Source organism: Janthinobacterium saanense, from assembly GCF_014200675.1.
Lineage (GTDB): Bacteria > Pseudomonadota > Gammaproteobacteria > Burkholderiales > Burkholderiaceae_D > Janthinobacterium.
Genome location: NZ_JACHCI010000014.1, coordinates 15,896 through 38,472, shown reverse-complemented (window position 1 = coordinate 38,472; position 22,577 = coordinate 15,896). Strand labels below are relative to the sequence as shown.

At 60.3% G+C, this 22,577-nt stretch carries 22 protein-coding genes and 4 tRNA genes; 19 read left to right on the top strand and 7 right to left on the bottom strand.

The window, feature by feature from the left end:
- The first annotated feature begins 12 nt into the window (after positions 1 to 12).
- The 8 genes from HDE72_RS18305 to HDE72_RS18270 all read left to right on the top strand — a co-directional run bounded on the left by HDE72_RS18305 (position 13) and on the right by HDE72_RS18270 (position 8,174).
- On the top strand, positions 13 to 384 hold the full coding sequence (locus HDE72_RS18305) for a hypothetical protein (protein WP_183743555.1): 372 nt from the start codon (positions 13 to 15) through the stop codon (positions 382 to 384).
- Positions 385 to 497: 113 nt separating this feature from the next.
- Positions 498 to 815, top strand: coding sequence for a hypothetical protein (locus HDE72_RS18300; RefSeq protein WP_183743552.1), 318 nt, complete (start codon positions 498 to 500; stop codon positions 813 to 815).
- Position 816: 1 nt separating this feature from the next.
- Positions 817 to 2,166, top strand: a complete 1,350-nt coding sequence (locus HDE72_RS18295) for a TolC family protein (RefSeq protein WP_183743550.1) — start codon at positions 817 to 819, stop codon at positions 2,164 to 2,166.
- A 2-nt stretch (positions 2,167 to 2,168) separates the two neighbouring features.
- Positions 2,169 to 3,557, top strand: coding sequence for a multicopper oxidase family protein (locus tag HDE72_RS18290; protein WP_183743548.1), 1,389 nt, complete (start codon positions 2,169 to 2,171; stop codon positions 3,555 to 3,557).
- Positions 3,558 to 3,740: 183 nt separating this feature from the next.
- Positions 3,741 to 5,393 carry a methyl-accepting chemotaxis protein gene (locus HDE72_RS28010; RefSeq protein WP_183743546.1) on the top strand — a complete coding sequence of 551 codons (1,653 nt, stop codon included), beginning with the start codon at positions 3,741 to 3,743 and terminating at the stop codon, positions 5,391 to 5,393.
- 33 nt (positions 5,394 to 5,426) lie between these two features.
- The gene (locus HDE72_RS18280; RefSeq protein ID WP_260176782.1) at positions 5,427 to 6,209 is read left to right on the top strand and encodes a transporter; all 783 of its coding nucleotides are present in this window, start codon (positions 5,427 to 5,429) and stop codon (positions 6,207 to 6,209) included.
- A gap of 101 nt (positions 6,210 to 6,310) precedes the next feature.
- A complete protein-coding gene (locus HDE72_RS18275; RefSeq protein ID WP_183743543.1) occupies positions 6,311 to 6,835 on the top strand; it encodes a hypothetical protein in 525 nt (174 codons plus the stop codon).
- A 40-nt stretch (positions 6,836 to 6,875) separates the two neighbouring features.
- Complete coding sequence (locus HDE72_RS18270) at positions 6,876 to 8,174, top strand: NAD(P)/FAD-dependent oxidoreductase (protein ID WP_183743541.1); 1,299 nt, start codon at positions 6,876 to 6,878, stop codon at positions 8,172 to 8,174.
- Between the two features lie 29 nt (positions 8,175 to 8,203).
- Here the strand turns inward: HDE72_RS18270 and HDE72_RS18265 are convergent, their stop codons facing one another.
- Entirely contained in the window at positions 8,204 to 8,647 is a 444-nt protein-coding gene (locus tag HDE72_RS18265) for a DUF6265 family protein (RefSeq protein WP_183759322.1), read from the bottom strand.
- A gap of 86 nt (positions 8,648 to 8,733) precedes the next feature.
- Positions 8,734 to 9,447 carry a sensor histidine kinase gene (locus HDE72_RS18260; RefSeq protein WP_183743537.1) on the bottom strand — a complete coding sequence of 238 codons (714 nt, stop codon included), beginning with the start codon at positions 9,445 to 9,447 and terminating at the stop codon, positions 8,734 to 8,736.
- Between the two features lie 273 nt (positions 9,448 to 9,720).
- Here HDE72_RS18260 and HDE72_RS18255 point away from each other — a divergent pair, with 273 nt between their 5' ends.
- On the top strand, positions 9,721 to 10,122 hold the full coding sequence (locus HDE72_RS18255) for a hypothetical protein (protein WP_183677224.1): 402 nt from the start codon (positions 9,721 to 9,723) through the stop codon (positions 10,120 to 10,122).
- Positions 10,123 to 10,199: 77 nt separating this feature from the next.
- On the opposite strand, the gene HDE72_RS18250 is transcribed toward HDE72_RS18255, so the two are convergent.
- Both HDE72_RS18250 and HDE72_RS18245 read right to left on the bottom strand, forming a co-directional pair.
- The gene (locus HDE72_RS18250; protein WP_183743534.1) at positions 10,200 to 11,183 is read right to left on the bottom strand and encodes a GGDEF domain-containing response regulator; all 984 of its coding nucleotides are present in this window, start codon (positions 11,181 to 11,183) and stop codon (positions 10,200 to 10,202) included.
- 333 nt (positions 11,184 to 11,516) lie between these two features.
- Positions 11,517 to 14,030, bottom strand: a complete 2,514-nt coding sequence (locus tag HDE72_RS18245) for a hybrid sensor histidine kinase/response regulator (RefSeq protein WP_183743527.1) — start codon at positions 14,028 to 14,030, stop codon at positions 11,517 to 11,519.
- A gap of 448 nt (positions 14,031 to 14,478) precedes the next feature.
- Here HDE72_RS18245 and HDE72_RS18240 point away from each other — a divergent pair.
- From HDE72_RS18240 to HDE72_RS18225, 4 genes are all read left to right on the top strand, one after another.
- Positions 14,479 to 14,555: transfer RNA gene (locus HDE72_RS18240), tRNA-Arg, on the top strand.
- 103 nt (positions 14,556 to 14,658) lie between these two features.
- Positions 14,659 to 14,735, top strand: a tRNA-Arg gene (locus HDE72_RS18235).
- A gap of 83 nt (positions 14,736 to 14,818) precedes the next feature.
- A tRNA-Arg gene (locus HDE72_RS18230) sits at positions 14,819 to 14,895 on the top strand.
- A gap of 80 nt (positions 14,896 to 14,975) precedes the next feature.
- Positions 14,976 to 15,052 (top strand) — tRNA-Arg (locus tag HDE72_RS18225).
- 59 nt (positions 15,053 to 15,111) lie between these two features.
- On the opposite strand, the gene HDE72_RS18220 is transcribed toward HDE72_RS18225, so the two are convergent.
- On the bottom strand, positions 15,112 to 15,972 hold the full coding sequence (locus HDE72_RS18220) for a helix-turn-helix domain-containing protein (RefSeq protein WP_183743520.1): 861 nt from the start codon (positions 15,970 to 15,972) through the stop codon (positions 15,112 to 15,114).
- A 117-nt stretch (positions 15,973 to 16,089) separates the two neighbouring features.
- On the opposite strand from HDE72_RS18220, the gene HDE72_RS18215 reads away from it, so the two are divergent.
- The 4 genes from HDE72_RS18215 to HDE72_RS18200 all read left to right on the top strand — a co-directional run bounded on the left by HDE72_RS18215 (position 16,090) and on the right by HDE72_RS18200 (position 20,874).
- Entirely contained in the window at positions 16,090 to 17,046 is a 957-nt protein-coding gene (locus HDE72_RS18215; RefSeq protein ID WP_183743518.1) for a phytanoyl-CoA dioxygenase family protein, read from the top strand.
- A gap of 468 nt (positions 17,047 to 17,514) precedes the next feature.
- Positions 17,515 to 17,796, top strand: coding sequence for a hypothetical protein (locus tag HDE72_RS18210; protein WP_183743516.1), 282 nt, complete (start codon positions 17,515 to 17,517; stop codon positions 17,794 to 17,796).
- Positions 17,797 to 17,946: 150 nt separating this feature from the next.
- Positions 17,947 to 19,098, top strand: a complete 1,152-nt coding sequence (locus HDE72_RS18205) for an alpha-hydroxy acid oxidase (protein WP_183743514.1) — start codon at positions 17,947 to 17,949, stop codon at positions 19,096 to 19,098.
- A 150-nt stretch (positions 19,099 to 19,248) separates the two neighbouring features.
- Entirely contained in the window at positions 19,249 to 20,874 is a 1,626-nt protein-coding gene (locus HDE72_RS18200; RefSeq protein ID WP_183743512.1) for a methyl-accepting chemotaxis protein, read from the top strand.
- On the opposite strand, the gene HDE72_RS18195 is transcribed toward HDE72_RS18200, so the two are convergent.
- Both HDE72_RS18195 and HDE72_RS27820 read right to left on the bottom strand, forming a co-directional pair.
- Positions 20,871 to 21,380 (bottom strand): P-loop nucleotide/nucleoside kinase family protein, encoded by a 510-nt coding sequence (locus HDE72_RS18195; RefSeq protein WP_183743510.1) that lies wholly within the window; start codon positions 21,378 to 21,380, stop codon positions 20,871 to 20,873. The two genes, HDE72_RS18200 and HDE72_RS18195, sit on opposite strands and share 4 nt — an antisense overlap.
- 208 nt (positions 21,381 to 21,588) lie before the next feature.
- Positions 21,589 to 21,723: a hypothetical protein gene (locus tag HDE72_RS27820; protein WP_260176780.1), complete on the bottom strand. Its 135-nt coding sequence runs from the start codon at positions 21,721 to 21,723 to the stop codon at positions 21,589 to 21,591.
- Positions 21,724 to 21,820: 97 nt separating this feature from the next.
- On the opposite strand from HDE72_RS27820, the gene HDE72_RS18190 reads away from it, so the two are divergent.
- Both HDE72_RS18190 and HDE72_RS18185 read left to right on the top strand, forming a co-directional pair.
- Positions 21,821 to 22,384, top strand: a complete 564-nt coding sequence (locus HDE72_RS18190) for a GNAT family N-acetyltransferase (RefSeq protein ID WP_183743508.1) — start codon at positions 21,821 to 21,823, stop codon at positions 22,382 to 22,384.
- Between the two features lie 28 nt (positions 22,385 to 22,412).
- Complete coding sequence (locus tag HDE72_RS18185; RefSeq protein ID WP_183743506.1) at positions 22,413 to 22,571, top strand: hypothetical protein; 159 nt, start codon at positions 22,413 to 22,415, stop codon at positions 22,569 to 22,571.
- The last annotated feature ends 6 nt before the right edge of the window (positions 22,572 to 22,577 follow it).

The following is a 22,577-nucleotide window of genomic DNA, read 5'->3' as shown; positions in this document are numbered from 1 at the left end:
ATACCTGACTCCATGCACCGCGTTTTTTTCCGTTTCCTGCTCTGGCTGCTGATCGCCGCGCTCCCCCTGCAAGGGTACGCGTCGTCCATGCGCGCCTGTTGCGTGGAGGAAGCGGTGGTGGCCACTGTCGTCACGGCGCAGGTTTCCCATTGCCACGACATGGCCGAACCGGCTGCTGCCAAAGCGGACATGGGCATGCACCATGGCCACGATTGCAGCAACCACGGCGCTTGCACTGCAGGCGCCACGGCGCCGCCCGCCATGCTGGCGCTGCAGCCTTTGAGCCTGTGCGGCGCTCCCGTGCCGCTGGCTGGCAGCCTGCTGTTCAGCGGGCATATCCCTGCCGGCCTGGAACGTCCGCCGAGACTGGTCCGCTCCGCCTGACCGCCCGTGAACCTGGCGGCGCTGCCTGGCTGCGCCTTCAGCTTCGCTATCGCTAGCGTTATCCATATCTTGCGCCGTGCCCCGTGCGCGACTTTTTACCATCAGGAAATAACATGAAGCAATTACTCTGCCTGGCGTTCGCCTGGCCGCTGCTGGCTGCTGCCGCACCTTCCAGCACGCCACAACCGCAGGATGGGCAAGCGCCTGTTCCCGCCACCAAATTCCACTCCGCCCTGGACGGTTACCAGGCGTTTGACGAAGCCGACAAGACGCCCGATGCAGTGTGGGTGGCGGCCAACAAGACGGTCGGCGATGCCGGTGGCCATATGGGGAATATGAAGATGGACAAGATGGAGCATATGAAGATGGACAAGATGGAACCCATGAAGATGCCTGCCAAGCAAGATGCACATCAGCATGAGGGGCATTGACATGGCTTATCCCAAAATGAGCGCGCTGGCGCTGGCTTTGCTGTTGAGCGGATGCGCCAGTTTCAGCCAGGATGGCGGCTTGCAGGAGGTGTCGGCATTGACCTCGGCACGCGTGGGCCAGAGCGCCACGCTCGCCAGGCAGGCTGACGATGCGCAATTGACACAGTTATTGTCGCAGCCCCTGAGCGCAGACAGCGCCGTGCAGATTGCCTTGCTGAACAATCGCAGCTTGAAAATCGCCCTGGCCGAACTGGGCGCGTCCGAGGCGGACCTGGTGCAAGCGGGCCGCTTGCGTAATCCCGGCCTGTCGTTTGGCCGCGTCCATGGTGGCGATGGCAATGAAATCGACCGCAGCGTCAGCTTTGACCTGGCCGGTTTGCTGACCATGCCCATGCGCGTGAAAATAGAAAAAGGCCGCTTTGAGCAAGCCAAGCTGCAGGCGGCCAGCAGCGCCGTGCAACTGGCGGCCGATACGCGGCGTGCCTATTTCAACGCGGTGGCCAGTGTGCAGACGGAAAAATTCATGCAGCAGGCGCGCGTGTCCGCCGAAGCGGGCGCCGAACTGGCGGGCCGCATGCAGCAGGTAGGCAACTGGAGCCGGCTCGACCAGGCGCGCCAGCAAGTGTTTTATGCAGACGCCGTCAGCGAACTGGCGCGCGCCCGGCATCAGGCGACGGCAGCGCGCGAGCGCTTGACGCGCTTGCTGGGCTTGTGGGGCGCGCAGACGAACTTCAGCCTGCCGGACCGCTTGCCCGACTTGCCAGCCAAGCTGCCGGAAGCGGGCAATATCGAGGCGCAGGCGATGGAGCAGCGCCTCGACGTGCAAAGCGCGAAGATGGACGCCCATGCCACAGCCGATGCGCTGGGCTTGTCGAAAGTCACCAGCCTGGTCAATGTACTCGACGCCGGTTACACCAACAAGAGCGTCAATGGCGCGCCACGCGAAAACGGTTACGAAGTTGCGCTGGAGCTGCCCTTGTTCGACTGGGGCACGGCCCGCAACGCCAAGGCGCAAGCGCTGTACGAGCAATCCTTGCAGCGCACGGCCGACACCGCCATCCGCGCCCGCTCCGAAGTGCGCGTATCGTATTCCGGCTACCGCACGGCCTACGACCTGGCGCGCCATTACCGCGATGAAGTCGTGCCTTTGCGCAAGACGATTTCGCATGAAGTGCTGCTGCGCTACAACGGCATGCTGGCCAGCGTGTTCGAGCTCTTGGCCGATGCGCGCGAACAGGTGATGAGCGTGAATGGCGCCATCGAAGCCCAGCGCGACTTCTGGATCGCCCAAACCGAACTGCAGGCCGCCATCAATGGCGCAGGTAACAGCGGCAACCCCAACAAGGAATAATGATGATTACACGTAGAAACTTCTTCATGAACGCGGGCGCCGTCGCCTTGAGCGCCGCCGCCGTCAGCCGTGTGGGCGCCGCTTCCCTGCCGGAAGCCGTCAGCATGAGCACGGCCGACACCAGGACCCCGCCGCCGCCGCCGAATGGCCGGCCGTACTATCCCGTGGTGACCCTGAATGGCTGGTCCTTGCCATGGCGCATGAATAACAACGTCAAGGAATTCCACCTGGTGGCCGAGCCTGTCGTGCGCGAACTGGCGCCCGGCATGGTGGCCAATCTGTGGGGCTACAACGGCCAGTCGCCGGGGCCCACGATTGAAGTGGTGGAGGGCGACCGCGTGCGCATCTTTGTCACCAACAAATTGCCGGAACACACGAGTGTGCATTGGCATGGGCAGCGCTTGCCCAATGGCATGGATGGCGTCACGGGCGTGACCCAGCCCGGCATTGCACCCGGCAAGACCTTTGTGTATGAATTCATCGCCAAACGGCCCGGTACTTTCATGTACCACCCGCATGCGGACGAAATGACGCAGATGGCGATGGGCATGATGGGTTTCTGGGTCACGCATCCGAAAGACCCGAATTTCATGAAGGTGGACCGCGATTTCGTCTTCCTGCTCAGCAATTACGACATCGATCCGGGCAGCTACACGCCCAAGATCATGACCATGAACGACTTTAATCTATACACCTTCAACAGCCGCGTTTTCCCCGGCATCGACCCGATGGTGGTGCGCCAGGGCGACAAGGTGAGGGTGCGCGTGGGCAATCTGACCATGACCAACCACCCTATCCACATGCATGGCCATGAATTCGAGGTGACGGGCACGGATGGCGGCTGGACGCGCCCGGAATCGCGCTGGCCCGAAGTGACGGTGGACGTGGCCGTGGGCCAGATGCGCGCCATGGAATTCACGGCCACCGAACTGGGCGACTGGGCTTTCCATTGCCACAAGTCGCACCACACCATGAATGCCATGGGCCATGATGTGCCCACCATGATAGGCGTCGATCACAAGGGCATAGCCGCCAAGATCAACCAACTGGTGCCCGGTTATATGGTGATGGGCGAGCGGGGCATGGCCGACATGGGCGAAATGCAGATGCCTGTGCCCGACAATACCTTGCCGATGATGGCCGGCGACGGCCCATTTGGCGCCATCGGCATGGGCGGCATGTTTACCACGGTCAAGGTGCGCAAGGACCAGAAGCCGGGCGATTACCGCGATCCGGGCTGGTACCAGCACCCGGCCGGCACGCTGGCCTATGAATGGACGGGCGCCTTGCCCGAGACGGTACGCGGCCAGGGAGTCGGTAAACACCTGGCGCCTGGCCAACATGGCGTCGAGATGACGGTGCGCAAACCCTCAGGACAGATGGACCATTAAGATAGCGGAACATTCCGCAGTGCAACATACGGCTTGCTATCACGGCAAGCCGTTTTAGTTGTTGTGCTAAATCAAGCAATTGTTGCTTAGTGACAATCCGAGCATTTGTCCTTTCTTTTCTTCTTTATAATCAATAGATTAGCTATATGGCCAGTGTGTCGAACGACTAGAAAAGGAGGAATCATGTTGAATCGGATGAAGGTGGGGACGCGTTTGATCGCTGCATTCTTTGGTGTCGCGCTGCTGGGCGCCATCGTGGCGGGCATTGGTATCTTCAATATGGGCAAGATCGATACCATGGCTGGCGAGATGTACCACAATGAGTTGCTGGGGCTGTCGTATATCAAGGAAGCCAATATCGCGCTGACCAAGGTAGGCCGGGCGCGCAGCAATTTCTTGCTGGCCACGACCCCCGAAGAACGCAGTACGCGCCAGGCCGATATCGCCAAATACCTGGACATCAACAAGACCAATCTGGCCAAGGCGCAACCGCTGTTCGTCACGCCGGCGGCCAAGGAATTGTTTGCCCGTTTTGCTACCGTCGACGCCGAATACCGCAGCACCATGCAAGAAGCGTTGGCGCTGGCAACTTCCGAGCCCCTGTCGCAGCACAGCGCCGAGCTCGATGCCTTGTTGAACAAGACGCGTGCGCATGCCGATGAGCTCGATACCGTGCTCGATACCTTGTCGCAGCAAAAGGAAGAGCGGGCCAAAGTTGCCGCCGATCAAGCTAACAGTGTCTATGAGGGCAGCCGCAGCTTCATGATCGCGCTGGTGCTGGGCAGCCTGGCAGCTGGCCTGGCGCTGGGCGCGCTGATCACGCGCAGCCTGACGCGCCAGCTCGGTGGTGAACCGGACTATGCCGTCAAAATTGCAGGCGCGATTGCCGAGGGCGACCTGACGGTCGAGATTCGCACCGGTCGCCATGACAATAGCAGCTTGCTGTATGCCATGAAAGGCATGCGCGACAAGCTGGTCGGCATCGTCAGCCAGGTGCGTGCGGGCACGGAAACCATCAATACGGCCTCGGGCGAAATCGCCCAGGGCAATCTGGACCTGTCGTCCCGCACGGAAGAGCAGGCCAGTTCGCTGGAAGAGACCGCCTCGTCGATGGAAGAGCTCACTTCCACCGTGCGCCAGAATGCAGACAATGCGCGCCAGGCCAATGTGCTGGCCGGCGCCGCCTCCGAAGTGGCCGGCAAGGGTGGCGCGGTGGTGGGGCAAGTGGTGCAAACCATGGAATCGATTAATACGTCCTCGCGCAAGATCGTCGACATCATCAGCGTGATCGACGGCATCGCCTTCCAGACCAATATCCTGGCCTTGAATGCGGCCGTGGAAGCGGCGCGGGCAGGCGAGCAGGGGCGCGGCTTTGCAGTGGTGGCGACCGAGGTGCGCAACCTGGCGCACCGCAGCGCGGCGGCGGCCAAGGAAATCAAGACCCTGATCGGCGATTCGGTCGAGCAGGTGGAAATTGGCGCCAGGCTGGTGCAAGACGCGGGCTTGACGATGGATGAAGTGGTCAGCAGCGTGCGCCGGGTGGCCGATATCATGCAGGAAATTACGGCCGCCAGTACCGAGCAAAGCGCGGGCATCGAACAGGTCAACCAGGCCGTGGTGCAGATGGACCAGGTGACGCAGCAAAACGCGGCCCTGGTAGAAGAGGCTGCTGCGGCTGCCGAATCGCTGCAGGAACAAGCCCATGCCTTGAGCGATCTGGTCGGCGTATTCCGCCTGCATGCCCAGGAAAGCCCGGCCGCAGCGGCGGCCAGCAATGTCACGCCGCTGCGCCGTCCGGCGCCCGCGGCCAGGCAGACTGTGCGCAGATTAGCCTGATGTTGGCTTGAAGTGGGCAAAAGACGCAGTTGCTTGCCAGGCGCCAGGCTGTTCTTCCTGAGCATCTTTATCGCTTGGGCCGCCTTGCTTGCAGCACCCGTGCAGGCGCAGCAGGACGCCGGCGATGCCGTCCTGCCTTACCGTCCCTCCGTATCCACGCCTGCCCAGTTACCCGTGCCTGGCCAGCTTGAGTTCGAGGCGGGCGGCTTGTCCAGCAAGACGGGCGAGACGCGCCGGACCAGTCTGCCTTATACCTTCAAGCTGGCCTTCACGCCCGAATGGGGGCTCTTGCTGGAAGGCGAGGCGGCGGTGCATGCGCGCGATGCAGCGGGGGCGCCTGCCTCTGGCGTGGGCGATACCACGGTGGTGCTCAAGCGCGCTTTCCTGCTCGACAGCGCAACGGCGCTGGGCCTGGAGCTGGGCTGGAAATTTCCCACCGCGAAAGACAGCATAGGCAGCGGCAAGAGCGATCTGTCCGTGAACGGCATCGTCAGCCACGACCTCGACATTCTCCATATGGATATCAATCTGAATGCCACGCGGCTGGGCGCGCAAACGCCGCAAGCTGGCCGGGTGCAAACCGGCTGGGCGTCATCCTTTTCCCTGCCTGTCAGCACGCGCTGGGGCGCCACGGCGGAATTGTCGGGCACGCGACTGCGTGGCGCGCCGGCTACGGCCCAGCTACTGCTGGCGGCGACCTGGAATCCCACGCCGCGCCTGGCCATCGACATGGGCCTGGCGCGCGGTTTGACCCCGGCCTCGCCCAGCTGGTCGCTGTTCAGCGGCCTGGTCGTCCCGCTGGCAAAATACTGGTAATGACGGATAAAGCCGGGCGTCAGGCGCTAAGTGTTCATGCGTACCGACTTGTTTTCAAACAAGGACTACAATTGATGTACTGCCATCTACAGGAGTTCTCAATGAAAACCCTGACCCTCGCGATTGCCTTGCTGGCGATTACCGCCGGCGCCCAGGCGCAAACGGGTGTATCCATCAGTATCGGCCAGCCCGGCTTTTTCGGCCGTATCGACGTGGGCGATTATCCCGCGCCCGAACTGCTCTATCCGCAACCGATAATTGTCCAGCGTCCCAGCCACTATGCGGGCCGTCCTATCTACCTGCGCGTGCCACCGGGCTATGCGCAAAACTGGCCCCGCTACTGCCGCGTGTACAATGCCTGTAACCAAGAGGTATACTTTGTTCAGGACCGTTGGTATACCGACCAGTATATACCGCGCTATCGCCAGCAGCATCCGGACCGCTATCATGGCCGTCCGGGCTATCGTCCGCCACCACCGCCACAGGCCAGGCCCAACCGGCCCGATGACCGCCATGATAATCGCCCGGGCGACCGGCCAGGCAATCGTCCCGGCAATGACCGTGGACCGGGAGACCGTGGGCCAGGCAATGACCGGGGCGGCGACCGCGGTGGCGACCGCAGGTAAGCAGTAACAGAATTCATCATAGCAATCGTACGGAGGATCTTTGCACAGTAAAATACTCATCGTAGGCGGTGGGGCAGGCGGCCTGGAGCTGGCCTGCAAACTTAGCCGCAAACTCGGCCCCGGCCAGGTGACCCTGGTCGACAGCCGTCTTTACCATATCTGGAAACCGTCGCTGCATGAAGTGGCGGCGGGCACCCTGGACATCCACCAGGAAGGCTTGTCCTACCAGATGCTGGCCCACGATAACGGCTTTACCTATGTGTATGGCCCCTTGATGGCGCTCGATGCGGCGGCGAACCGTATCACGGTGGGCGCCATTGCCACCGACAAGGGCGAGCAGCTGCTGCCGGAACGCCAGATCGGCTACGAGCAGCTGGTGCTGGCCGTGGGCAGCACCTCGAATTATTTCGGTGTGCCTGGCGCCAAGGAAAACACGATTTCCCTCAATGCCACGGAAGACGCCGAGCGTTTCCGTCTGACCCTGCTCAAACTGCTGGCCATGGCCGAGCAGCGCCAGGGCGACCTGGGCCATCCTGGCGTCGACATCGTCATCATCGGTGGCGGCGCCACGGGGGTGGAACTGGCGGCTGAATTGCGTGAAGCGAGCGGCGTGTATGCGGCGTATGGCTTCCAGAACCTGAACGCCATCAAGGATGTGCGCATCACCCTGCTCGAAGGGGCACCGCGCATCCTGGCGCCGCTGCCCGAGCGTGTCTCGCGGGCAGCCTTGAAGCTGCTTAACCAGCATGGTATTTCGGTAGCGACCGATACGCGCGTCACTTCCATCGAAGCGGACAAGGTCACGATCGCCAGCGGCACCACCTATGCGGCCGATATCTGCGTCTGGGCGGCCGGCATCCGCGCACCCGAATTTTTGTCTACTTTAGGTTTGCCGACCAACCGCGCCGGCCAGCTGGAAGTGACGGGCATGCTCAATGTGCAGGGCCAGGCGAATATCTATGCGCTGGGCGATTGCGCGGCGTGCGCCGGCGCCGATGGCAAGCTGGTGCCGCCACGCGCCCAGGCTGCGCATCAGCAGGCCGATTATCTGCTGAAGACCTTCCTGTTGCAGGTCAAAGGCAAGCCGCCGCAAACCAAGCCGTATGAGTATCTCGATTACGGTTCGCTGGTGTCGTTCGGCCGCACCACCTCGGTGGGAACCTTGATGGGTTCGCTTAAAGGCCTGAGCTGGTTCGTCGAAGGTTTTGTTGCGCGCATGATGTATGTGAGCCTGCACCTGATGCACCACAAGGCGGTGCTGGGCAGCGTGCGCACGGGCGTGATGGCGATGGGGCGCTTTTTGATCAAGCGCAGCACGCCGCAGGTCAAGCTGCACTGACGAGTTGCCTTGACCCTTGACCCTTGGCCTTAGCGGGAGCGCTCGCTGGTGACAGCGTCGCAGCGCGCCCGCGTCATCGGGAATGCGATGGTGGTCAATTTCCCTTTCAAGCTGCCGGTGATGCTGGCATGCAAGATGCGCTGGCTATCATGGCGGTAGGTGATGCGGCTGGGGAAATCGTTGTCCAGGTTGGCGAAAATAAATTCATTCGCTTTATCCTGGCGCAGCAAGTTGAAGACCACGGGCGCCTTGCCCGATGGCTGCACGATGTAGGCCAGCTGGCCCGGATCGGTGATGCGGATCTGCACGAATTCAAACTCGGTGGTCTTGCCACCCTTGACGGTGCGGCTGGCGCCCAGCATGGTGCCGCCGGCCGCCGTGCTCCATTGTTCACCGGTGCCCGGCTCGGCGCCATCGACCAGCCAGCAGCCGCTCAGCCAGGCCAGCTTGTCCACCGTATCCGGTGGCGGCACGGTTTTTTCGGCAGCCTGCACATTTCCCACACTTATTAGCGTTCCCAGCAAAATAGCGGCGCATCGGTGCATGCTGTCCTCTTTGTCTATTCTTTCGGCAAAATGCGCGGCAAGATGGCTTGCAATATCGTGCCGCCTTGCGGATGGGCCGACAAGGCCAGGGTGCCGCCCAGGTAGTGCACGCGTTCGCGCACGGAGCGCAGGCCATGCTTGCTCATTTCAACCGGTTTGTTGGCCGGCAGGCCCACGCCGTTATCCTTGATGGTCAGCATCAGTCCCTCGTCATTGTCATCGACGATGATGTCCACTTCTGTTGCCTGCGCGTGTGCGGCGATGTTGCTCAGCGCTTCTTCCAGGGTGCGCAGCAGGGCCACGCCCACGTTGCGGGGGCACATCAATTCATCTTCAGGCAGGCTGCAGCGCACGGTGATTTTGTGCTGTTCGGCAAATTGCGCGGCCAGTTCACTGAGCGCCACATTCACGCCCAAAAATTCCAGCTTGTCGTTCCACAATTTCATCTGCATCTGGCGATTGGTTTCAATCACGTTCAGCAGCAATTGCTTCATGGTTGCCGCGCGGTCCAGCAACGGTGCTTCCTGCGGCATCTTTTGGGTCAGCAGCGACAGATGCATGGTCAGCGCCGTCAGCGACGAGCCCAGGCTGTCGTGCAACTGGCGCGACAGGGCGCGCCGTTCATTGTCCCAACTGGTATTGACATGCCCCAGCAACTCGCTGAGATCGGCGGCGCGTTCCGCATCGGCCCTGTAAGCTTCCTGGTTCGGATCTGTTTGTGCGGACATGGCGCCCCGTAAATAATAAAAAGAATACGACAGGATGGAAGGTGAGGATCATACATGAGGATTTCGCCACAAGGCGCATGTATGGAAAAAATATGTCTTTTGGGCAATTATAATGTGTTTGGACTATTTAATCCCTGTCGGACGGGTGTCGCAAGCCTCGGTTTTTACGTACGGCTGCGCACATACTCAGGCGCTCGCCGCTGCCATAGTGGGGCTGTCTTGCCGTGATGCCGATGCGCTCGCGGCCCTATCACCGCCCTGAAAGGAATTGCCATGAATATCGATACCATCGTTGACCAGGAATATGCCGACAAAAGTTTTCGCGACATCGTCAATGCGCCCATCAGCGCCCTGCGTGGCGTCAGCGCGAAAGACGCCAAGGCTTTGCAGCAGGCGTTTGGCGTGAGCACCGTGCGTGAATTGTCCAATCTGAATTTCGTCAAATGGGCCAGCGCGCTAGCCATCCTGGCGGACGAGGAGGGCATGAGCGGCGAGGAAAAAGCCAAGGATGCCTTGCTCGACGACGCCGTCGAAATGACTTTCCCCGCCAGCGATCCGATTTCCGTCGATGCAGGCATCACGCGCATCGAAGTGGCGCCAGAGAAAGTCCATGCCCATGACGATCACCAGCATGCGGGCAGGCATGAAGTGACGGCTGCCAAGAAAAGCAGTTAAGCGATGCATTTCAATCAATAAAAAAACCGGGATGCCATCGGGTGGCATCCCGGTTTTTTGTCAGGCATGCAGCTTGTTCAGAGGATGGAAGCGAGGCCGCTCTTTTGCTTGCTGGCTTGCGAGGCGACCACGTCATGGGGCGTGCAGCAATAGCGGTTCTTGCCGGCGCGCTTGGCTTCGTACAGGGCCGTGTCGGCCGAGCTGAGCAAAACTTCGACGCAAGTGGCGTCGTCGGGATAAATGCTGATGCCGATGCTGGTCGACAGGCGCAGGGTCAAGTCGTTGATGAAATACGGTTCTGAAATGACTTCGATCAGCTTGGCGGCTGGTTCGCGCGCATCGCCCTTGCCGGCCAGGTTGCCCAGCACGATGACGAACTCGTCGCCGCCGATGCGGGCCACGGTATCTTCCTTGCGCGAGGCGCCGACCAGGCGGGCGGCTACCATTTTCAGTATTTCATCGCCATAACCGTGGCCATAGCGGTCATTAATCGCCTTGAAGCCATCCAGATCCAGATACAGCACGGCGGATTTGCCCCGGTTGCGGGCCGATTGCTGCACCGTATGTTCGATGCGGTCTTCCAGCAGGCGGCGATTAGGCAGGCCCGTCAGTGGATCGTGCAAGGCCAGTTCCTGCTGCTGCTTGCTGTATTGCGCCAGTTCCTTGTACAGCAGCCGCACTTCCAGCATATTGTGTATGCGTTTATGTACTTCCATCAGGTCGAAAGGCTTGCTGATGAAATCGCGCGCGCCCGCTTCCAGCGCGGCAATCTTGAAACTCGGTTGCGCCGTCAAGGCCAGCACGGGCAGATAGCCGCCGTGTTCGATCTCTTTCAAGCCTTTCATGACTTCAAAGCCATTCAATTCGGGCATCTGCAAGTCCAGCAGTATCAAATCGTAGCAATGTTCCAGATGCAAGGGGCAGACCTGGGCCGGCCGCATGGTGGCTGTCACATTGCTATAGCCCGCATCGCGCAGGATTTCCAGCATCAGGTCGACATTGTCGGGGGAGTCGTCGACGACCAAAATTTTGGCTTTCAAAATCTCATCTTGGCTGGGCATGTGTGGTCTCAGGTCTATGCATCAAATTAGCGCTGGCGACGCAGCTTGTATTTCGGCTGGTAGCATCACGGCTGGCAACATCATCGGCTGGCAGCATATCAGAGTGATAGTATCTTTATGCAACAAGACAGGGCGCACGACAGCCGATGGGCTTGCCGCCGCCGCACCGCTGATCAGGTGCTAAGCCGTATCATTGCTGTATAGCCATAACAGTGATTTTTTTTAGTGTAGCAAACTTCGTGGAAGTTGCTTGTAGGACAGGGCCGCGTCTAAAAGTAGGAGTGGCAACCCACGATCGTGATCATTTTGACTCGCCATATTTGTTTCTTTTCATCAATTTTGATTGCCTTGCTTCACTGTTTTTGCTAGTTGGGCCACTGTCGCCAGCAAGGCCGAAGGGTCCAGCGGCTTGGAGGCATAGGCCTGGAAACTGCCTTCCAGTGCACGCTGACGGTCTTGTGGACGGGCAAAGGCCGTCAGCGCCAGCGCGGGCAGGGCGCCGCCATGGTCTGGCCCCAGTGCGCGTATCAGGGCCAGTAATTCCAGGCCGTCGATATTGGGCATGCCGATGTCGCTGACCAGCACATCGGGCCGTTCGCTGCTCATCAGCTGCAGCGCCTGCGCCGCGTTGGCCGCACTGCAGACCTCGGCATGGCTGCCGCGCAATATGCGTTCGGCCAGCTCGCGCGCATCGGCCTCATCGTCGACCAGCAGCACTTTGATGCCAGACAGGTCGCACAGGCCGGCGTCGCTGGCTACCGCCCCATCGTTTTGCGCCAGCTCGTTGCCAGCCTGGCGGCTCAATGGCAGGCGCACGGTAAAAGTGGCGCCCTGCATCTCGCCGGCGCTGCTGGCCGTGACAGCGCCGCCGTGCTGTTCGACCAAGTGCTTGACGATGGCCAGTCCCAGGCCCAGGCCGCCATGCTTGCGCGTGGTCGAGGCATCGGCCTGGCGGAAACGCTCGAACACATAGGGCAGGAAGCTGGCCTGTATGCCCATGCCGTTGTCGGCCACGGTGATGGTCAGATAGCTGCTGTCGCGCTGCACGCTGATCGTCACCTGGCCACCCTGCGGCGTGAATTTCAGCGCATTCGACAGCAGATTCCAGATCACCTGCTGCATCCGTCCAGGGTCGCCGATGATGGTGCCCGCATCGGGCGCGATGATGGTATTGAGCGCAATGTGCCTGGCGTCGGCGGCCGGGCGCAGGGTTTCGATGGCCGAGGCGATCACGCTGGCCGGCACGATGGTCTGCATGTCGAGCATGACTTTATCGGAGGTGATGCGGCTCATGTCGAGCAAGTCTTCGATCAGCTGCGCCTGCGCCCGGGCATTGCGCTCTATGCTGTGCAGGCCGCGGTGCAGGTCGGCCTGGTCGCGCGTGCCGCGCCGCAATACTTGCGCCCAGCCCAGGATGGCCGACAGCGGCGTGCGCAGTTCATGCGACAGCGTGGCCAGGAATTCGTCTTTCAACTGGTTGGTGCGTTCGGCTTCGGCGCGCGCCTCGCGCTCGCTGTCGAGCAGCACCTTGCGCTCTTCGGCCGCGCGCCGGGCGGCTGCGTACAAACGCGTGTTGTCGAGTGCGACGGCGGCCTGGGCCGCGATGGCGGCAACGATGCGTTCGCTGCGTGCGTTGAACATGCCTGCTTGTGGATGACCCAGCAGCAAGCGGCCCAGCAACTGGCCCGAGCGCGAGCGCACGGGCATGCTCAGGCAGCTGCGCAAGGCGGGTGCGCCGTCGGTGCGCTGATCGGGGGCGGCCAGCAAATCGTTGTGGCGCATGCCGGGGCCCTGGCGCAGGTCGATGTCGATGGCTTCGGCCTGGCCGGCGCTGATGCCGCTCACCGCGCGCGCCGCAGGCAGCGGCGGTTCGTGGCCGTCGCCGCTCTCGTGCAGATGGTGTTCGTCATGGTCGACGCCATAATAGAAGGCGCCAAAGCGCGCGCCGCTGATGCGGGTGGCCGCATTGACTGTTTCCTGCAGCAGGGCAGGCAAGTCCAGCGTGCGGGCCAGCGCGGCGCCCGTGTTGTTAAGCAATTCCAGTACCCGCGTTTCATCGCGCAGTGCTTCCTGGGCCCGCTTGACCTGGTCCACGTCGGTGCTGGTGCCAAACCAGCGCAGCAGTTGGCCGCCCCGGTCGCGCACGGGATTGGCGCGCGTGAGGAACCAGCGGTACTGGCCATCGCTGCCACGGATGGGGAATTCCATCTCGAAGGGCGTGCCGCTGTGCAAGGCATCCTTCCATGCCTGCAGCATGTCGGGCAGGCGCTGCGGGTCGTACGCCGTGCTCCAGCCTTCGCCGGCCATCTGTTCGGGCGTGGTGCCGGTGTAATCGTGCCAGCGCTGGTTATACCAGGCCATGGTGCCATCGAAGCTGGCGATCCAGGCCAGTTGCGGGATCGAATTGGCCAGCGCGCGCAAGTCTTCCTCGCTCTGGCGCAAGCTGTCTTCCGAGGTCTTGCGCTGGCTGATGTCCTGGATATACGTGCTCAGGCCTTCGGCCGAGGGAAACAGGCGCACTTCCAGCCAGCGCCCCAGCGGCAGATAAAACAATTCGAAGCTGCCGCTTTGCTGCTGCGCCATGGCGCGCCGGTATTGCACTTCCATTTCGGTGCCCGGCATCTCGGGGCAGGCCAGCCACAGGGACTGGCCGGCCAGCGCGCTGCCGGCAGGGCGCTGCGGCGCCAGCATGTCGGCACCGTGCGTATTGATATAACGGATGGTCCAGTCGCGGTCCAGCAGGCAAACGCCATCGGCGATGCCTTCAAGCAGATGGCCCAGGCGCTCATCCGGCAGGCTTGGTGCGGCGGCGGGCGGCAGACTTGTTTTGCGTTCACGCTTGGCCATCTGGCCTCCTGTGACCGCTGATGTCTTTGGTATGTCTGGTCATGATGGAAGTCCGCCATGTATTTGCCAGGCCAGGCCATGCCTGGCTTGGACGATGCGGTCATTGTAGCCCCAAGCGCCTGGCGGCCACCACACGCTTGCCGCCAGGTTTGTGGGGATAATTGCCGTCAGGCCGGTCAGCTGTTTTTGCGCTTGTTTTCACTCTATGAGAGATAGCACTGGACACAGTGGAAAGCAGTGCCTATAATCCCGCTTCTTTCGAGACAGCAACTACTCGATGCACTGGAAGTACTCTGCGCAAGCAGGGTGTCGTGTGCAGAATGACGTAGGCTTTTTCGTGATGAAAAGTAGCGGGATACGATAGGACGATTGTTCTGTCAAAACCAGCTAAGCGATTGAAAAATCGAACTTTTCAAAGCGAAATGAATACGTTATAATGTTTGCCTGCGCGGCTGTAGCTCAGCTGGATAGAGTACTTGGCTACGAACCAAGGGGTCGTGGGTTCAATTCCTGCCAGCCGCACCAGAATTCTAAAAATCAGATATTTTCTGGTTTTGTTGTAAAAAGTTTTAATGCGTAGTTTTAGTAATTGGCTGCGTGCAGTAAAGTGTAGCGATGTAAAAGTTTTGCGGCTGTAGCTCAGCTGGATAGAGTACTTGGCTACGAACCAAGGGGTCGTGGGTTCAATTCCTGCCAGCCGCACCAGTATCAGGTCAGCGCCGTATTAGCACGGTGTAGATATCAAGTTTCAAACTTCATGCAGTTCGGTGAAGCGATGTAGAAGTTTTGCGGCTGTAGCTCAGCTGGATAGAGTACTTGGCTACGAACCAAGGGGTCGTGGGTTCAATTCCTGCCAGCCGCACCAGTATCAGGTCCGCATCGTGAAAACGGTGCCGATTCAAGTTTCAAGCTTCATGCAGTCTGGTGAAGTGATGTAGAAGTTTTGCGGCTGTAGCTCAGCTGGATAGAGTACTTGGCTACGAACCAAGGGGTCGTGGGTTCAATTCCTGCCAGCCGCACCAGAATATTGGGGATCAGATTGAAAAATCTGGTCCCCTTTTTCGTTTTTCTGCTGGTTTTTTTAATCGTTACGATATTGCCGGCGAAATTTCCGTGGCGTCACACGCTTGGTCGCCAGAAACTGGCGGTTGAAATGCGCCAGGTTGCGGTAACCGGCTTCCTGCGCGATCACGGCGATGCTCAATTCACTCTCGATCAATTGCTGGCAGGCACGGCCGATGCGCAGCCGGGCCAGATAAGCGCCCGGCGTGCAAAACGCGTGGCGCTTGAAAAAGCGGTGAAAAGCGCCCAGCGACAGCGCTGCCTGCTGCGCCAGGGTTTCCAGCGCGATCTCGTCGCGGAAATGCGCATGCATATGGTCGAGTACTTTTTCCATGCGTTTTTGCTGGCCGTCGGCCTTGATCGGCGTTTGCGCCGTCGACGCCAGCGTCTGCGCGCGGCCATCGCCGGCCAGCATCAGCAGCACATCGAGCAGCAGCGGCAAACGCTGCGGTACCGGCAAGGCTTGCAGTTGCAACAGCCGTTCGGCGCAGCGCGCGCTGGTTTCTGGTGAAAAACACAGGGCGGGGCCGGCGCGCATGGCCAGTTGCCGCAAGCTTTGCAACTCGGGAAATACCGCCGCCAATTGCGTGATCCATTCCGGCGAAAACCACACCACCACCGCCAGCATCGGCTGCTTAGCATCGATGCGCTCATGCGCCGACCAGGTATGCGGCAAGTTCGGCCCCACCAGCACCAGGTCGCCAGGCTCGAAATCGCCGAGATGGTCGCCGATATAGCGCTGGCCGCGCGCATTGACCGTCAACGTCAGCTCGAACTGCGGGTGGTAATGCCAGATAAATGGAATCGCGTCGAGCTGGCGCCACAGCAAGCCCCAGGAGTGACCTGGCGGTATCGTGACTTGCTCGAATAGCGGTGTCATCGTGACGTTTTATAGGGATGAATAGTCAGGATCGTATCAGTATTGGCGACTTTGCGCGCATTTTGACCGGCGCCGGCATCGCACAATCTGTCTCACAACATACCCAAGGAGACAGCGATGCAAGATCAGTATAAGTATGGCGACCAGCGCCCCGGCAACCCTTCCGTGGCGTACACGGTGCAAACCCAGTTGCGCGAGCTGCAAAAGCAGTTGCCGCTGCGCGTGCTGTCCGACAGCGATTTTCTGCACTGGCAAAGCTATGGCTATGTGATCGTCAAGGATGCCGTCACGCCAGAGCAGGTGCGGCGCACCACGGATTTTCTGTGGCAATTCCAGGGCCTGGACCAGCACGACCCTGCCAGCTGGAACCGCGATCAATTGCGCGATCACGCCATGCAGGAGCTCAACGGTTCCGGCATGGTGGAGGCGTACCACAACCAGACACTCTGGGATAACCGCCAGACGGCTAGAGTCTACGATGCCTTCGTCGATATCTGGGACCGCGAAGATTTATGGGTGACGATAGATCGCGCCAATCTGAACACGCCGAATCAGGGCAAGCGCAAGTTTGGCGGTTTCATCCACTGGGATGCGGACACGACAATCGACCCGCTGCCCGTCAACGTGCAGGGCGTGCTGGCCCTGTCCGACACGACACCCGAGAGCGGCGGCTTTCAATGTTATCCGCAACTGTTTCAGCACTTTGCCGCCTGGCGCGCGCAGGCTGCCAAGGAGCGCAACCCATGGCAGCCTGATCTGGCAACGGTGCCGTATCCGATGGAATTCATTGCCATGAAAAAAGGTGAGCTATTGATCTTCAACAGCTTGCTGGCGCACGGCATCCGCCCGAATACCTCCACGGACCAGGTGCGGCTGGCGCAATATATTTCCTTTACGCCCGCCCAGCAAGAGCAGCAAAGCTTGCGCGACTGGCGTGTGCAAAGCTGGCGCGAGCGCAGCGCGCCGCAAGGGTATGCTTTTCCTGGCGACCCGCTGGAGCAGGAAAAGCGGCTGTATCCGCAGGCGCAGCTGAGCGAGCTGGGGCAGAAGATTCTCGGTCTGCGCGACTGGTAGCGTAAATAGTTTCCTCGGGTGATATCCATGACAGAAGGATTTAAGGTGACCTTTGCCCCGCTAGCCCGTTACTTTGCCACCGTTCATCGACTGGAAGTGCGGGCCTGAGTCGCGGGCCTGAGAAAATGTCCATGGCTGCGTTGCTTGGGCTTGCCGTACATGCGTACTGTCTGCGCCCGCGCGCCTTGCCCTGAACATTTTTCAGGCCCGCTGGGCCCGGTGAGCCTTGGCCGGAGGAGGGGCCGAATTGGACTTTGGCGGCGAGCCGGCTTGAACTACAACTTGAGTCCCTTTTATCGGTTCTGCATAACATCAAGCGCGGCATCCAACGCCACAATGTAAGTGTTTGTAATGCCCGTCAACGCCAGTGCCTGCCACCGCGTTTTTTGCTCTGTGACACGCAAAACACCGCGTCACAGAAGGACAGATAGACAGATAAATCAACCACTTGAACTTGAGGATTGCACCATGAAAAACGTTTTTGCCAAACTGAGCGCTACCCTGATCGCCGGTCTGTTCGCTTCCGCTGCATTCGCTCAAGCACCAGCTCCAGCCGCTACGCCAGCCGCTTCCGCACCAGTGGCGATGAAGGCCCAGGTCAAGCCAGGCAAGGAAGCTACCCCAGCCGCCAGCCCTGAAGCCAAGGTTGCCAAGAAAAAAGCGCATAAAAGCGTGAAGAAAACCGAAGCCAAGGCCGCTGACACCAAGGTCGCCAGCGCACCAGTAACGCCAGCGCCAGCAGCCAAGTAAGCGCGCGTTGTACCCACAAAAAGACAGGTTCGCCTGTCTTTTTTTATGGCCGCAGCGGTCGGTCTACAGCAAATCATGTGGCGGATAGACAATTGCCGGCAAATGCAGGATCATGCTTTGACTTGTTATCGACCGGGGAAACGCATGAGCATGGGCACGAATATCATCACCTGCATCGAAGATTTGCGTCTGCTGGCCCAAAAACGGGTGCCGCGCATGTTTTACGATTATGCCGATTCCGGTTCCTGGACGGAATCGACTTACCGCGCCAACAACAGCGATTTCGCCAAAATCAAATTTCGCCAGCGGGTGGCCGTCAACCTGGAAAACCGCAACCTGGCTACGACCATGGTGGGCCAGCAAGTGGCGATGCCGGTGGCCCTGTCGCCCACGGGTTTGACGGGCATGCAGCATGCGGATGGTGAAATCCTGGCGGCCAGGGCGGCCGAACGTTTCGGCGTGCCGTTCACCTTGTCGACCATGAGCATCTGTTCGATCGAAGACGTGGCGGCGAACACCACCAAACCGTTCTGGTTCCAGCTGTATGTGATGAAGGACCGCGAATTCATCAATCGCCTGATCGACCGCGCGAAGGCGGCAAACTGCAGCGCGCTGGTGCTGACCCTGGACTTGCAGGTGCTGGGCCAGCGCCACAAGGATATACGCAACGGCTTGTCGGCGCCGCCCAAACTGACCATCCCGAATATCCTCAATATGGCCACCAAGCCGCGCTGGGTGGCGGGTATGCTGGCGACTAAACGCCGCGGTTTCGGCAATATCGTCGGCCACGCCACTTCCGTGTCCGACATGTCTTCGCTGTCGGCCTGGACCCAGCAGCAGTTCGACTTGAGCCTGTCGTGGGCGGACGTGGAATGGATCAAGCAGCGCTGGGGCGGTAAGCTCATCATCAAGGGCATCATGGACCCGGAAGACGCGCGCCTGGCCGTGGCCAGCGGCGCCGATGCGCTGATCGTGTCCAACCATGGCGGCCGCCAGCTCGATGGCGCGCAATCATCGATCGAAGCTTTGCCCGCCATCGTCGACACCGTCGGCGCGCAGATCGAAGTACATATGGATGGCGGCATCCGCTCGGGCCAGGACGTGCTCAAGGCCGTGGCCCTGGGCGCCAAGGGGGTGTATATCGGCCGGCCTTTCCTGTATGGCCTGGGCGCGATGGGCGAGCAGGGCGTGACAAAATGCCTGGACATCATCCGCAACGAACTGGACTTGACGATGGCTTTTTGCGGCTTGCGCGACCTGCAGCAGGTGGACAAGAAAATTTTGCTGCCGGGGACGTTTTAAAAGCAGCCTTCGCAGCACCTGTTGCGGCTGAAAACAAGTTGCAACACATTAATGAGTATGTAGCTAAAACATTGTTTATTCGCATGAAATTGGGCCTGCTTCCAACGTATTGTGGTCTTGACCGTGACCGCCACCTACGTTGGAGACCGCATGAACAAGCTCTCGTTTCAGCAAAAATTATGGATACCGCTGCTGTGCAGCCTGCTGTGCATCACCGGTATTTTCGTGTACGACGCCTACGAAGTGCGCAAGATACGCATCGAAGAGCGCAGCGCCGACCTCAGTAATATCGCCGACCTGGGCTTGAGCACCATCAAGCTGTTTGGCGACCAGGCTGCGGCGGGCAAGATCAGCAAGGAAGAGGCGCAAAAGCAAGCCACCGAGATCATCAAGAACATGCGTTTCGGCAAAGATGGTTATCTGACGATTACCAACTTTGACGGTTACGCCCTGATGAATCCGTTCAAGCCTGAAAACAATGGCAAGAACATGATGAATTTCCAGGATGCCAACGGCAAGTATATGTACCACGACATCGTGGCGGCCGGCATGAGCGAGGCCGGCGCCGGTTTTGTGCGTTACGTGTGGCCACGGCCGGGGCAAAGCAGCGCCGTGCCGAAACTGAGCCGGGTGGCTGGCTACAAACCATGGCGCTGGAATGTGATGGTCGGCGTGTACATGGACGATATCGACGAAGCGTTCCAGGAAGCATTGTGGAAATCGCTGGGTTTGCTGGCCGTCTTGTGCGGGGCCTTGTCGCTCATCGTGCTGGCGATTAACCGCAACCTGCGCCATGCGCTGGGCGGCGAGCCGGCCTACGCGGCGCAGGTCGCCGAAAAAATCGCCCACAACGATTTGAGCGGCGTCGTCATCACCCATGCCGATGACAGGGGCAGCGTGCTGTTCGCCATGAAAACCATGCAAAGCAATCTGGCCAGCACCATCGCTGAAATCCGCCAGAGTGCCGACACCATCGCCACCGCCTCGCGTGAAATTGCCAGTGGCAATATGGACTTGTCGGCGCGCACTGAGATGCAAGCCAGTTCGCTGGAAGAAACCGCCGCCTCGATGGAAGAACTGACCTCGACCGTCACCAATAATGTGCAAAACGCCTTGCAGGCGAACCAGCTGGCCAAGGCTGCGTCTGAAGTGGCGCAGCAGGGCGGCGTGGTGGTGGCCAAAGTGATAGAGACCATGCAGACCATCAATCATTCGGCGACCCGCATCGTCGATATCATCAGCGTCATCGACGGCATCGCCTTCCAGACCAATATCCTGGCCTTGAACGCTGCCGTGGAAGCGGCGCGCGCCGGCGAGCAGGGACGCGGCTTTGCGGTGGTGGCGACCGAGGTGCGCAACCTGGCGCACCGCAGCGCGGCGGCGGCCAAGGAAATCAAGGTGCTGATCGGCGATTCGGTCGACAGCATCAATGCCGGCAGCACCCTGGTGGCGCAGGCCGGCACCACCATGGACCAGGTGGTGGCCAGCGTGTCGCGGGTCACCGACATCATGGCGGACATCACGGCCGCCTCGCAAGAGCAAAGCACGGGCATCAGCCACGTCAACCAGGCCATCACGGAAATGGATGGCGTTACCCAGCAAAACGCAGCGCTGGTGGAGCAGGCGGCCGCGGCGGCTGGCAGCTTGCAAGACCAGGCGGCCAACCTGGCGCAGCTGGTGTCGCGTTTCGCGCTGGAGGATGCGGCACCGGTGCGCGCCGTGGCGACGCCGCGCCGTACCCCTGTCAAGCCGGCACGCGAGCTGGTGCTGTATTAACTGTCCGCGCGGACGATCACAAATCCTTCCTCTGCGGAGGGCGGCACGAAGTGGCGCGTGATGGCGTCGAATTGTTCTTCGCTGGTCTGGAATGGATGCTTGCCATCTTCATTGCGCTTGCGCAGGCGCGCCTTGCAGACCTCATCGGGCACATCGAGAAAGTGCAGCACATGCGGCGCGCCGCTCTGCTCTGCCAGCTCGCGCATCCAGGCGCGGCTGGCGGGCGTGTTGGCCGGGAAATCGAGCACCACGGAAACGCCGGCGCGCAGCATTTGCAGGCATAGCGGCTGCATGGCCGCCCGCAGGCGCGCCGCGTGGGCCACGTAATCGGCCAGGCTGCTTATCTGGTTTGGATACAGCTGCGCCAGCAAGCTATCTTCGCTGATGCGCACCGTCTGCGGCGCCGCAGCCAGGCGGCTGGTCAAGGTGGATTTGCCCGAGGCGATCTTGCCGCATACCAGGTGCAGGGTCGGTGTGGAAAATGGCGTGTTGGAAGTGGAGTGCATGGTCGCTCGCTGGTTTCTGTTGCTGGAGATAAAACCTGCGCGACGCCTGATGCAACAAAGCCGCCCCGCAGGCGGCTTTTGCAATGTCATTCCTCTGCTAAGCCACCTTGTGCGTCATGGTGGCAATAATCGAAAGGTGGGGGAATGAGGATGGCATGGCCTCACGATGCCACGCGCATTTCTGCTTGTCAATGCTGGGCTGCTGTTTTCAGATCGATTTGTGTCCACGGCTCGCCAAATGAGGCAGCATCGAGTGGCTGGACGTGTGGGCAAACCCCGGTGCTGGCTGCTGCCTGCCCAGTTGCGTCAACGTTTGCCGCAGCGCATCAGCTAAAAACGACATGCCTCTATCCTGGAAAATGTCCTTGCTAAAAAAATTGCCACATCATTATAGTTGCATGAAATAATAAGAATCGCTGATTGGAGACAGAAAGAATTGCATGGCTTACTCGAAGACGATTACCACCACCCGCCTGATCCTGCGCAAGACGCAGCCCTCCGATGCCGCAGCCATGTTTGCCATCCACTCCGACCCTGAAGTCATGCGCTATTTCAGCGAACCGCCCTGGACGGACCGCGAACGCGCCGCTACCAAGATTGCCGAAGACGTCGCCGCGTTTGAAAAGGAAGAATTTTTTCGCTTCGCCATCGAACTGAAGGCCACCGGAGAATACCTGGGTAGTTGCAACCTGTTTGCGCTGCACAAGCAAAACCGCCGCGCCGAGCTCGGCTACGTGCTGGGACGCCAGCATTGGGGCCACGGCTATATGCAGGAGGCGCTGAACGCCTTGCTGGAATACGCTTTCATCGAACGGGACTTGAACCGCCTGGAAGCCGATATCGATCCGCTCAACAAGGGTTCGGCCAGCGCGCTGGAACGCCAGGGTTTCAAGCAGGAAGGTTTCTTGCCTGAGCGCTGGATTGTCGGCGGCCAGGTCAGCGATTCGGCCCTGTATGGCTTGCTGCGGCGCGAGTGGCAGGCGCGGCGTCTTCAGCAAGCATAAGTTTGACAACAATGCGGGCACGCTGAAGTTGCACAGCACCGTCTACGGTAATGACTTGACGGTGCGCATCGACCAGATCAGCGACATCAACGCCAGCCGCTCAGGCTCGGGCGCGCTCGGTTCTGTGCAACAGGCCGATTTGCGCCGGGTCGGCAACGATACGCAGCGCGGCAAGCAGAAACTGTAAGCGACG